This window comes from Streptomyces sp. NPDC101227, from assembly GCF_044767545.1.
Lineage (GTDB): Bacteria > Actinomycetota > Actinomycetes > Streptomycetales > Streptomycetaceae > Streptomyces.
The window spans coordinates 316041-328680 of sequence record NZ_JBIWOD010000005.1 but is presented as its reverse complement, the minus strand read 5'-3'; the positions used below and the strand labels follow the sequence as shown (position 1 = coordinate 328680).

The 12640-nt window shown below is 74.1% G+C and carries 5 protein-coding genes; all 5 read left to right on the top strand.

Features of this window, described 5'->3' with window-relative positions:
- Positions 1-116 precede the first annotated feature (116 nt).
- The 5 genes from ACIRPT_RS13895 to ACIRPT_RS13875 all read left to right on the top strand — a co-directional run bounded on the left by ACIRPT_RS13895 (position 117) and on the right by ACIRPT_RS13875 (position 12637).
- Positions 117-2387, top strand: coding sequence for a VWA domain-containing protein (locus ACIRPT_RS13895; RefSeq protein ID WP_403826611.1), 2271 nt, complete (start codon positions 117-119; stop codon positions 2385-2387).
- A 128-nt stretch (positions 2388-2515) separates the two neighbouring features.
- Entirely contained in the window at positions 2516-6016 is a 3501-nt protein-coding gene (locus ACIRPT_RS13890) for a tubulin-like doman-containing protein (RefSeq protein ID WP_403826608.1), read from the top strand.
- Complete coding sequence (locus tag ACIRPT_RS13885) at positions 6013-8586, top strand: hypothetical protein (protein WP_403826605.1); 2574 nt, start codon at positions 6013-6015, stop codon at positions 8584-8586. The genes ACIRPT_RS13890 and ACIRPT_RS13885 overlap by 4 nt, the downstream gene beginning before the upstream one ends.
- A complete protein-coding gene (locus tag ACIRPT_RS13880; RefSeq protein WP_403826602.1) occupies positions 8583-10640 on the top strand; it encodes a hypothetical protein in 2058 nt (685 codons plus the stop codon). The genes ACIRPT_RS13885 and ACIRPT_RS13880 overlap by 4 nt, the downstream gene beginning before the upstream one ends.
- Complete coding sequence (locus tag ACIRPT_RS13875; RefSeq protein WP_403826599.1) at positions 10637-12637, top strand: hypothetical protein; 2001 nt, start codon at positions 10637-10639, stop codon at positions 12635-12637. The genes ACIRPT_RS13880 and ACIRPT_RS13875 overlap by 4 nt, the downstream gene beginning before the upstream one ends.
- Positions 12638-12640 lie beyond the last annotated feature (3 nt).

The following is a 12640-nucleotide window of genomic DNA, read 5'->3' as shown; positions in this document are numbered from 1 at the left end:
CGCGCCGTCGACGACGGCCCGCCACCACGCACACCACGCAGGAACGAAATAAGGGGACGGCTGTGGCAACAGTCAGGGCAAGACGGCAGTCAAGAGGGGGCTGGGCGCGCCGCGGTGTGGTCTCCGCGCTGAGCGGCGCCGCGGTGCTGGTGTCGCTACTGGCACCCGCCGGACATGACCCGGTGCCGGTCGCGGAGTCCAAACCGGCCTTCGCCTCGGTCAACTACGCGGTCGCCGTGGACGAGTCCGCCAGCCTCGCACCCGACGACATGAAGGCCGAGAAGGCCGCCGCCGCACGGATCGCGCTGGGCGACGTCTCCTCGTCCTCCCATGTCACGGTCTACGGTTTCGCCGCCGCCGAGTCCGGTGACCAGCGCGCGGTCGACCCGGTGTGCCCGCGGACCACGCTGGACGCGGCGGGGCGCGAGTCGATCGGCGGGTGCGTCGGCAAGCTGCGCAGCCGGAAGAAGAACGAGGGCACCGGCACGGACTTCCCCAGCGCGATACGCCAGGGCGTGCACGAGCTCAGCACCAATACCGACCCGTCGGTGCCCCGTGTGCTGTTCCTCCTCACCGACGGGGAGATGGACGTCACCGGCAGCCCCAAGTACGGCGACGCCGCGCACCGTAAGGCCGAGGGCGAACGGCAGTTGACGCAGGAGCTCAAGGCCGCCGCCGCCAAGGGCGTCCAGATCTGGCCGCTGGGCTTCGGGCCCGCCCCGGACAAGGCGCAGCTCGACCGGATGGCGGCCGGCGGATTCCAGAAGGGCTGTGTCGAACTGCCCTCCGCCCGCCCGAAGGCCGGCAAGGTCTCGGGGGCGAAGGACGTCGGCCCGATGCTGGAGAAGGTCTTCGCCGCCGCCCACTGCCTGCGCTACCAGCAGGGCACCAGCAAACGGCCGCCCGCCACCCTGGAGATCGGCATCTCTCCGCTGGCGACCGTGGGCAGCATCGTGGTCGACAAGAGCGACCCCGCGGTGACCGTCACCTACTTCGACCCGAGCGGCCACAAGGTCCCCACCTCGGGGACCTACAAGAAATCGCGGTTCGAGCTGGCGGGCGCCGGTCGCGCCGTCGAGGCGCTGAAGATCACCGATCCGGTGCCCGGCGTCTGGAAGGTGAAGGCCGAGGCCCCCGAAGGGCACCGTTCGCTGCCCGTCGGCGTCAGCGTGCTGTGGCAGGGCGAGCTGCGCGGCGCCATCACCATGGACCCGCCGTCACCGCAGGCCGGACAGAAGACCACGGTGACCATGCGGCTGCAGACCCGCGAGGGCTACGAGATCGAGGACCCGCGCGACTACGCGGGGCTGCGGGTCCGCAGCGAGCTGACCGGGGACGGCTTCGCGCCGGTGGCGCTGCGCCTCACCGACGACGGGAAGGGGCCCGATCCCAAGGCGAGCGACGGCTCCTTCACCGGTTCCGTGACGATTCCCAAGAGCGCCGACGGGGCGCTGAAGGTGAGCGGCACGCTGACGGCGTCGGGGCTGAGCGCCGACACCCGCAGCGAGGAGGGCGTGACCGCGCCCGGCGTGCTGCCCGTCACCACCGCGCTCACCCTGCCGCCCGCCGACGTCCACCCCGGCGCCACCGTCACCGGCACCCTGGCCGTCCACAACACCAGCGACACCCCGCACACCCTGAAGCTGTCCGTCGCCGACCTGCGGGCCGGACTGGTCTCGGTCAGCCCGGCCGACATCACGGTGAAGCCCGGCGAGTCCGGGACCCGGAACGTAACGGTCGAGGTCGGCCCCGCAGGCGTCTTCGGCGGCCGCCTCGCCGACGGCGAACTGCGGCTGGGCGGCACCGTCACGGTCGTCGACACCACCGACCACGACCGGACACTGGTGCGCTCCCCGCTGTCGGTACGGGTGACGCCGGAGCCCGGGTTCTGGGAGAAGTACTGGTGGGTGTTTGTGATCGCCGCCGCGGTGATCGCGCTGGCCGCCGTGGCGGTCCTCGCCTGGCTGCGGCAGCGCCGCACCCGCCGGGACCCGTACGGCCTGGTGCTGCAACTGGTCTCCGAGGACGGCGACATCGTCGGCGAGCACCCCGCCGGACACGGGCAGAAGCAGTGGTACGAATTCGCCGTCGTCGAACCCCACCGCAGCCCGCGCATCGAGCGCCGCAACAACGGCCCGTACGCCGTCCAGCGCAGCCCCGAGGGCGGCGCGGTCCTGCGCAAGCGCGGCGGCGGCCGCAGCCGGCTGCCCACTAGCGGCAGCGTGCCGCTGACCGACACGCTGAGCCTGTCCCTCGGCGAGGAGACCCGTCCCCCGAAGGCCCGCCGGACGCGGCCTTCGCGGTTCCGGTCACGCACCACCTCGGCCCCGACCACTCCCGCGGCCGGCGAGGGCGGCAGCGGGAGCGCCTACGAGTCGTACGAGTGAGGCGCGGGGCGGGCCGGTGCGTCGCCGGCCCGCCCCGCGCACCGCAGCGCGGCCGCCGTGCCGCGCGGAAACCACAGACGTATCGAGGAAGAACCGGCCGCCGGTACGGCCGCAACGGGAGGGAACCCATGAAAATCTTCCAGCCGATGCTCTTCGTCGGCCTCGGCGGCACCGGTGGCCTGGTCGGCGCCGAACTCGAGCGCAAGCTGCGCGCCGAGCTGTGCGGTCCGGACGGCGTCGCGCTCAGCCACCTGGGCGGTCACGCCCCCTACCAGCTGCCCGACTGCCTGCAGTTCGTGTACGCGGACTACAGCGAGACGGACCTCCAGCGGCTGCCGCAGTTCAACGTGGACCCGTCGCTGCGGGCCGCGTACGCCCGCACCTCCCGGGCCACCCACAACCTCCTGCCGAACTTCGACAGTTCACCGGAGGTGACCAAGATGCTCCGGGCGAGCCTGCGCGACGAGGTCGCCGACTGGCTGCCGCCGCGCACCGACGAGCCGAAGGTCACCCCGCTCCACAACGGCGCCGGCCAGCTGCCCACCGTCGGGCGCGCCGCCCTCTTCGCCACGCTCCGGCACAGCCTCGCCCCGGTCCTGGAGCCGCTGCTCCAGGCGATCGACGCGATCGCCAAGTCGGCCGGTGAGCTGAGCGAACTCGGTGGCGGCAAGGTCAACGGCTGCGATGTGTTCGTCTCGTTCTCGGTGGCCGGCGGCACCGGGGCCGGAATCTTCCTGGACTATCTGCACCTGATCAACCACGCCTTCAGGATGCGCCGGTTCGACGGGGTGAAGATCTACCCGCTGGTCGTCATGCCGTCGTCGTTCCCCTCGACCGCCGGCGGCGGGCGCGAGGCCGAACTCAACGCGGCCCGCGCGCTGGTCGACCTGTTCCGACTGGTCGACGACCAGAACGCACCGTCGGAGGACGAGGACTCCGGCGACCTGGACACCGGCCACCTGGACGACGACGCCGGGGCCGGCATCCGCTACCCGGGCATGACACCGATCCGGCTGCGCCCCGGCATCCTGCCCACGGCGTTCCTGTTCAGCCCGACCGCGGGCATCCGCCGGGACGATCTGCGCCGGTCCATGGTGTCGCTGGTGATGTCGCTGATCGGCACGGAGCTGGGGGACGGCCGCTCGCAGGGCCGTACCACCACCGCCGACGACGACTCCCAGACCTTCGCCGCGAGCTTCATCAACGGCGGGGTGCAGCGCGGCTCCGTGTCCCCCACCGGCATCGGCCGGCAGGGCGTCTCCACCAGTCTGGTGGCCTCCATGACGGCCCCGATGGACCAGCTGGCCGACCTGGTGGCCGGCCGGCTGCTGCGGGAAGCGGTCACCGATCTCGTGGAGCGGCCCCGTAATCTCCTGCGGGATTCCACGGTGCCGCTGGTCCGGCAGCTGTTCACCGACTCGAACCTCGAAGAGCTCTGGGAACGCCGTCAGTTGACCGTCACCGACCCCGAGCCGCTGCCCCGCGGCAGCAGGGCCATAGAGATGGCGCTGGGCGAGCGGCTCGCCGACATGCAGCGCCTGCTGTCCGACCTCCAGTCCGTCGCCACCCGGCAGGCCGCCTCGATGGCCGACCGGTTCTCCCCGCACCCCGCCATCGACAAGCTGCTGCAGAGCGTGGACCCCTTCCTCGCCGAACGGGTCGTCAGGGGCGTCCCGGGCAGCGACGAACCGATCGCGCGGCTCGGCTTCCTGGGCCTGCTGGGCAGCCGCGCCGCCACTCCCCCGCGCCCGCAGGGGGTGACCGAGCAGCCGCCCAAGATCCCGCGGATCAAGGGCCGGATGGCGGGCATGTCGCCGGCCCGCTGGGGCGACGCCGATGTGCAGGCCGCCCTGGGGGAGCAGGAAGCCTGGTACCAGTGGCGCAGCCGGTGCGTATGGCACGAGGCCTGGCGGGAACAGCAGCAACGCTGGCAGCCCCACGCGAACGCCGCCGGAACCGATCTCGGGCGGCTGGTGAACGCCTTCCTCAAGCACTCCGACCGGGAGCAGAAGGTCTCGGAGCAGAAGGCGCTCGACCTCTACGAGGACCGTACGGGCATCTCCTACCTGCTGCCGCCCCAGCGCACGATCAACCAGTTCTACGAGGACCTGGTCGACCGGCTGATCCGCCGGGAGGGCCTGCGCGAGCACGACGACGAGGCGACGCTCCTCCTCAAGATGGTCAACGGCGACCTGTGGCGCCAGGTGCACGCCACCAGCCGGCGCAACCCGGACGCCGCGGTGGCGGCCATCAAGGCGCAGCTGGAGGGCCGCATCACCCGGCTCTTCGCCGAGCACGGCGAACAGCTGGAAGAGCGGCCCCTGTTGCCCGCCATGAGCACCCTGCTGGCCGCGGCGGCGGGCGACCCGGACGCCACCGACCAGGTCAGCAAGGAAGCCCTCGATCTCTTCACCCGCAAACTCACCGGGCTGCTGCCGGTGGGCTTCACCCCGGAGGGCACCGGACCCCTGCGGGCCCTCGTCACCCATCCGCGCGTCAAGGCGGTGGACGAGGTGAAGGAGTACCTCGGCAAGGCGCTGCGGCTGCCCTCCGACGCCAAGAACTCCGTGGACTACCGGGGGGTGGACAGCGACTCGATCACCGTGGTGCTGTTCCGCAGCCAGATGAGCCTGACCCAGGTGCCCGAGGCCTGCAAGGTGCTGCGCCAGTGGGCCAGGGCCAAGGAGTCCGAGCAGCCCCAGGACGTGCTGCGGTGGCGGCAGCGGACCGGGTACCGGGACAGCTGGCTGGTGAGCACCGAGGAGGACCGCCGCACCATCCTGCACCGGCTGCTGTGCTGCATGTGGAACGGCCAGGTGGACGTGGTGGACGGCGACACCGCGTCGCCGGGCCGGGTACGGCTGCGGCTGTACGCGGAGAAGGGCGGCCAGGTGCCCGGCGTCCGGCTGCGGCTCGGGGACTTCCCCGGCGGCGTGTCGAGCTGGGCCGAGCTGCTGCGCTCGTACGAACGCTGGAACGTCCTCGACGACGAGCGGACCGTCGAGGTCTACTGCCGCACGCTGATGGAGGCCCGGCCGCTGGGGCTCTACCAGAACGGCAGCGAACCGCATCCGCTCTTCATCGAGCTGGTCGAGAAGATCGCGCCGCGTCAGCTGGAGCTGCTGGAGGACCGCCGGGAGCGCGGCGGCGAGCGGGTCGAGGGCTGGGTGCGGCCGCTGTGGGAGTTCTGGGCGAAGACGCTGCCGGCCGCGCTGGACATGGAGTTCGGCGGCGAGCGGGCCGTCCAGCCGACCCTGCGCACGCTGCTGGAGCACGTACGCGGCGGAACTCCGGCGCCGCGCCGCAAGGAATTCCCGGAGCCCCGGCGCGCCGTGGCGGAAGACGACGACTGGGGCACCGAAGGGGGCGCCGCCCTCGACGCGTACCGGGGCCGCGACACCGACGGGTTCACGCCGCGCGAGTCCGTGGACGACCGCGACGGCGGGTACGGCGCGGACGACCGCGGGACGTACCGCGACGGCCCACGCTCCTCCGGCGACCGTCTCAACGGGCACTCCGGCGGCGCCGACCGCCCGTCGGTGCCCTGGGACGACGCCGATGACCACCGCCCGTACGGCGAGGACGGCGACCGCTCCCGCCGCAACCCCTGGGACGGTGATGCGGAGTGATCACGTCCGAGGACATCGGCGCCGTCATTCACCTTGACCTGCGCGCCGGGGCGGCGGCCCTCGACAACGCCAAGGCCCTGCGGGCGAAGGTCGCCCGGCAGCTGGGCCGGGCCGGTCTGCCGGAACCCGACCATCCGCTGTTCCTGGTGGTCGACACCCCGGCCGGGCTGACCGACCATCAGCGGCAGTACGAACTGCTCACCGCCTACCGGGCCGTGGGCGAGGTCAGGATCCTGGTCCTGCTCGTGGGCAGCGCGCCCGGTTCGTACGCCGGTGAGGACGAGCCGTTCCAGCCGGACCGCCGGCTGGTGCGGCCCGCGGTGCTGCGCGCCCCCGGCACCGCACTGCTGTGGGCGGGCGATCTGCGCTCCGCCCGTACGGCGCTGGAGCAGCCGGCGCCCGACGACCCGGCGGCGCTGTCCGTGCTGGTGGACGTCCTGTCGGTCCCGGACGTCTTCCTCCGGGTGCTGGACGACATCGGGTCGCTGCCCGAGGCGGTCGCCGCGCCCGGGGTGCGGCTGCTGGAACAGGACCTGCCGCCGCAGGTGCGCGACCGGGCCTGGCGCGATGCGCTCACCCGGTTCGCGGGCGAGGACGCCGAACACGCGCCGGATCTGCCGGTCGCCACCTGGTCCGGCGCCGATCTGCCGGAGCCGCTGCGGGGGCTGGTGGCGGGCCGGGGCGGGCGCGATCAGCGGCACCGGGAGGCGGGCGGGGCGGCGGACGACGCGTACCGGGCGTGCGCGGACGCCCTCGCCGACGCCGAGGACGAGCTGGCCGGACTGCGGGGCCTGCCCGGGCTGCTGAGCACCGCCCGCCGGGCGACGTTCGAGGCGGACCTCGACCGGGCGCGCCAGGCGCTCGGCGCATACCGGGACCTCGTCGACACGGCGCTGCACGGCGGCGGGTCCGGCCCGGCGCCGTCCGCCGCAGAGGCGGCGGCCCGGCTCGCGGCGCTGGGGCTGCGGGTGCCCTCCGCCGAGGGCGTGGGCGAGCGGATCGGCGAGGGCCTGCGGGAGTTCGCCGGGAAGCTGCTGCGGCAGGGGCTGGCCCTGCGCGCGGTGGCCCAGCGCTTCACGGGGCTGGCCGGGCGGGTGGAGCCGGTGCCGGGTTCGGCGCTGCGGCCCCGGCTCGGCGAGTACTCCGCCGACGCGGTGGCCCGGCAGTCGGGGGCGGCGGGCGATCCGCTGCCGGTCTCGCTTGCCGGGCCGTCGGCGGCGGCCGTTGCGGGGCTGCTCGGCGCGCTGTGGCAGGGGTTCTTCCTGCCGCTGGCGGTCGTCGTCCCGCTGATCTTCTTCGGCGTGGCGCTGCTCGGCGCTTCCCGGCTGCGGGACGCGGGGCGCCGGGACCGCTGGCCCCTGGGCCCCCGGATCGCGGCGCTCGCCGGCGCCGCGGCCGGGGTGGCGCTGTCGTACGCGAGTGATCCCCCGGTCTGGATGAGCACCATCGCGCTGCTCGTGGGCCTCGGCGTCTCGGTGGAGACGGCGCGCCGGCTCTGGCGTGCCACGGCCGACCACTGGGCCGCGGCGCACGGGACCGCCGCGCTGCGCCGGGCCCTCGAAGGGCTCGACGGCCTGCTGGCCAAGGCGGTCCGGGAGCACTGGGCCGCCGAGGAACGCCTGTACTGCGCCGACGCGGCCCGGTCCGTCGCCGGCATGCTGCGGGCGACGGCGGCCGCCGCGGACGCCGAGGCGGTGCCCGAACCCGAGGCGGAACGGCTCACGGTCCCCGACGCGCCGGGCAACGACGCGTCCGGCAACGAGCCGGACGCCGCGGACGACTGGCTCTCCAGCGCCTCGGCCCTGGAGGGCGACGACTCGTCCGCGTCCGACGACGGGGACGGCGACTGGGCGAGCGCGTACGCCTGGCAGGACGAGCCCTCCGGGGACGAGTCCGCCGAGGAGAAGGGTTCCGCCCGGCCCGCGTGGGAGGACCGCGACGCCGGGATTCCGCGCTGGCTGGACCGCGAGAGCGGCGAGGGCGGGCCGAAGCTGGTCGCCACGCTGGCGGACGATCTGACGGACGCCGCGATGGCCGCGATGGCGCCCTACTGGGGTGCCGTCGAGCGCGGTCAGGCCGGCGCCCTCGCCGTCCGTGGCACCGAGGAACGGGTCCGCGAGCTGCTGTCGGCGGCCCGCCGGCACCTCCAGCTCAACGGGGTGCTCGCCCCGCCCCCGTTCGCCGCCGCCCACCGCACCCGCACCACCTCCGCGAACCTGCTGGGCACCGACCCGCACCGGGTGGCCGAGCTGGTCGGCGCGGAGGCCGAGCGGCAAGCCGTGGTGCAGCTGTCCTCACCCGAGCAGGGCGCGCTGCTCAGCCGCGACCCGGCGGCGGTGGTGTGGATCAGGTTCGCTCCGGAGCCCGTGCGCGGCGAGGTCGAGTCGGCCTGGCGGACGGGCGGTTCGGGCCAGCCGGAGGAGGCCCTGTGGACATCGTCGGGACGGTACGCCGGTCTGATCCGGCTCACCCCGCTGCGGATGGGCGTGGTGGACACCGTCCGGCCCCGCCAGAGCCCCGAGCCCGACTGGCCGGACGCGGATGAACGACAGGACGGCGACCGCTGGTGACCACACTCGCCTTCACGACCCCCTCGGGGCGGCGCCGCACCGCCCCGGTCCGCTTCGGCCGCGACACCCGCCGCGATCCGCTGCTGCCCCAGCGGATCCGCAACGGCATGCTCGACGACGAGCGACAGCAGTGCGTCCAGGTGCGCCTGACCGCCGCCGACGCGGCGAACCCGGCGGCCCGCGCACTGCTGGACGCGGAGGCGAGCACCGCCCTGCAACTGCACCGGGTCCTCGACGACACGGAGTACGCGGCGCTCTTCCCGCGGATCATCGGCTACGAGCTGGACACGGCCGAGCCGTTCCTGCTGTACGCCGCGCCGCGCGGCACCGCCGCCGTGCGCACCCATGTGATGTCCGCGACCGACCAGCCGGTCTTCGCCCGTGATCTGATGCAGGCCCTGTGCCTGCTGGAAGGGCAGGGCCTGGTGTTGCGCGGCATCTCGCCCGCCACCGTGCTCTGGGACGGCGCCTCGGTCCAGCTCTGGGGGCTGGAGGGGGTGGCCCGCGCCGGACGGCCGAGGTCCGCGTGGGGCCGGGCGCCCTACTGCCCGCCCGAACAGCGCCGGGGCGAGGGGCTCGTCGACTCCCGGGACATGGTGTGGAGCGCGGCCCAGGTGCTCTACCAGCTGGCCACCGGCCGGGCCGGTCCCAACGACCGGGCGCCCGCCGACCTCGCCGGGCACCGGGTGCTCGCCGAGACGCTGCGGGGCGCCTTCGCCCCGCTGGCGGCCGACCGGCCGACGCCCGCCCGGCTGCTGGACCTCCTCGCCCCGGGTGCCGCGCGGCGCATCGCGCTCACCGTGCCCGCCGACGAGTCCCGCCCGCACCGGGAGGCGTTCACGCAGGCGCTGCGCCTCAAACGGCAGGCGCCGCCCGCCGGTCCGCTCGACGGGCCGACGGGTGAGCGGGGCAACGGCGAGGTCCTCTGCCCGTACTGCCTGGAGACCATCCAGCTCGACCTCACCTCGCTGTACGACACCGACGCGAAGATGCAGTACCAGCCGCTGGACGTCACGGGCATCAGCAACGCCCTGCGCCTCCAGGACGTGATGCGCGGCGCCGTCCAGAAGTGCACGGCGGACCCGGACTTTCCCGAGCACTTCATTCCGGTGCCCTATCTCACCCACGGCCGGCCGCTGACGGTCGCGATGGTCGGCCAGTCCTCCACCGGCAAGAGTCATCTGCTGACCCAGATGATCGCGGAGATCACCGACGGCGGACTGGAGCCGTACGGCCTCAAGTGGCAGTCCGTCAACCCGGAGCAGCACGCGCGGTTCGTACGGGAACGGGTGCAGCCGCTGCGCAACGGCAAGGTCCTCGACCACACCGGCGCCCTCGGCCTGGACGGCTTCGCCCGCTTCGTGGAGTCCCTCCTGATCACCGACGCCCGCGGGCAGGTCCGCCCGGTCGCCTTCTTCGACCTCGGCGGCGAGGACCTCGTACGGACCGATGCGGCGCTGCGCTTCCTGCTCGGGGTCGACGCGCTGGTCTTCGTCGTCGACCCGGCGCTGGCGCTGCCGCTGCCGCAGCTGGACCACGCCAGGGAGCGCTGGGGCCTGGAGGTGAACCGGGACGGCGATCTCGCCTTCGGCACCGTCCTGGACCGGCTGCCGAAGAACGGCCCGTACCTGGAGGTGGCGGCCGCGATGGTGCTCGCCAAGGCCGACCTCCTGCGGTTCCAGCCACCCGTCGACCGCTGGCTGAACGCGGCACCGCCGACCGCGCTCGACCCCGCGGTGGTGCGCGCGGAGAGCCGGGACGTCTACGGGCTGCTGCGGCGGCACTCCGGCCAGGCGTGGCTGCGCCCCTTCGACGCGATCCGCCGGTGCACCCTGCACGTCGCGTCGGCCACCGGCGGCCAGGAGGACCAGGGCCGCTATCCGGCGGGTGCCAGGCCCCGGCGGGTGCTGGAGCCGCTGGTGTCGCTGCTGGCGATGCAGGGGCTGATCGAAGTGCCGGGCGGCGCCGAGGCGTTCGCCGTGGGAACGGCGCCCGCGAGGGACGCGGTGCCGCCGTCGCAAGCCAGGAGATCTGTCGGAGAGGACGCGATGTGAGCGACTTCCAGGGCTCGGTGCACCAAGTGGTCTTCCGATGGGACGGCAATCAGGGCCGCCAGGGCACCGGAATGAAGGCCGTGGCCCACTCCTGTTCGGCCGAGCGCGCCGAGGAACTGGGCCGGGAGCTGGGCCCGTTGCTGTGGGTGTCCGGTACGGAGGCGCCGCGCCAGAGCGTGGTCCGCACGCTCTCCCTCGACGGCGAGGTCATGCTCGTCCAGCGCTGGCCCACCACCGACCGGGGCGGCCGGCCCAGCACGGTCAGCCATGTGCTGATCGGGGACCCGCAGGCCCTGAAGACCCGGCTGTGCCTCGGGCTCGCGTACGGCGGCTGGGGCAAGCCGGAGTCCGCCGAGAAGGCCACCGGACCGCAGCCGATGGTGGAGTGCGCGGAGCTCGAGGCGATAGCAGGCCAGCGGCTGTTGGCCATGGAGGAGCTGTTGCCGACGGTCAAGCACGCGCTGTACAAGGTCACCGCGGAGTGGCTGCGCGATCCGGCACAGCGGGTGTCGCTGCTCACGGACGACGAGGAGCTGCCCGGCTGGCCGGACCGGGACGCGGCGCCGCTGGTGTACCTCGGGCTGTTTCTGCTCTTCGGCCGCTGGCTGGGGCAGAAGTGGACGTTCGCCACGTACGACACGGTCGACACCCATCAGCTGCGCCTGATGTGCGTCCCGCGCTGGGAGCCGGACGCGGGCGCCTCCGGTCCGCTGGCCCGGCTCACGGGCCGGCCGCCGGCCGAGATCCGGTTCGAGCACCGGGCGGCGGCCAAGCTGGTGGACCACCTCCTGACGCATCCGCCGGACGAGCCCGGTGTGCCGCAGCTGGTCGAGGGGCTCCGGGACGGTGCGGCGCTGGACTGGGCGCGGCGGCGCGACCTGCTGAAGGACGTCCTGAACTCCGACCGCTGGACCGACGCCGCGCCGCGCCGCCGGCCGGAACCGGAACGGAAGCCGGAACGGGAGGCGGCGCGGGAGGCGGTCCGGGAGACGACGCCGGAGCCGGAACGGGAAACGGCGTACGAACCGGTCCGGGGGCCGGTCCACGAACCGGTCCACGAACCGCCGGCTCAGGAGCAGGCTCAGGAACCGGCCGCCCGACCCGCGCACATGCCTCCCCCACCGACGACCGCTCCCTCGCCCCCGTCCTCACCCCCGCCCTCACCCGCGCCCGTCCCCGAAGCGGCGCCCCCGCCGCCGCCCCCTGAGCACCCCGCGCCCGCCCCCCGAGCGGCGGCGCCCGGTACCGGCCACCCGGCGGCGGACCCCCACGACGCGCGCGCGCTCCACGAGGACCTGCGGGTCCATCAGCGCCGGAACGCCACCCAGCGCGGCCTGCTGGCGGAGCGACTGCGCAACCAGTCCGACCGGCTGCTCATGGACGAGCTGCGCTCCGGCCAGCTGCCTCCGGAGTCCGTGGAGCTGCTGCTGGACGAGCTGGGGGACGAGCACCGCGTCCGGACGCGCGACACGGCGTTGCGGCACGAGCTGTGCGCCGAGGTGCTCCGCAACGGCCTGTACTTCACGCCGAACGGGCAGGGCGTGGACCCGTTTTCCAGGCCGGCCATGACCCGGCGGGCGGCCGACCTCTTCACCTGGGCCGTCGCCCCGCTGGCCCGGGACAAGACCTATCTGCGCGATCTGCAGGAGCTGCTCTACCGGATGGGGCGGGACCGCGGGCCGGCCAACGGCGGCTGGCTGTGGCAGAGCATCATCGCGCCCGCAAACGGCCAGGCGCCCGACCTCCCGCCCGTCCTGTGGCAGCAGATCCTGCGCGATGAGATCAACCGGAGCCCCGCGCCGACCGCCCCTTCCCAGGCGCCCCTCACCGCCCCGGTGTCCGCCCCTCCCCCGGAGCCCCCGGCCGCCGCGCCGGACCCGCCCGCCTTCGGCTCCCGGTTCTCCGCCCTCACGAACAGGCCGGGCTGCGTGGTGGGAACCGGCTTCGGGGTGATCGCCGTACTCCTGGTGATCGTGATCGTGGTGATCTTCCGCTGACGG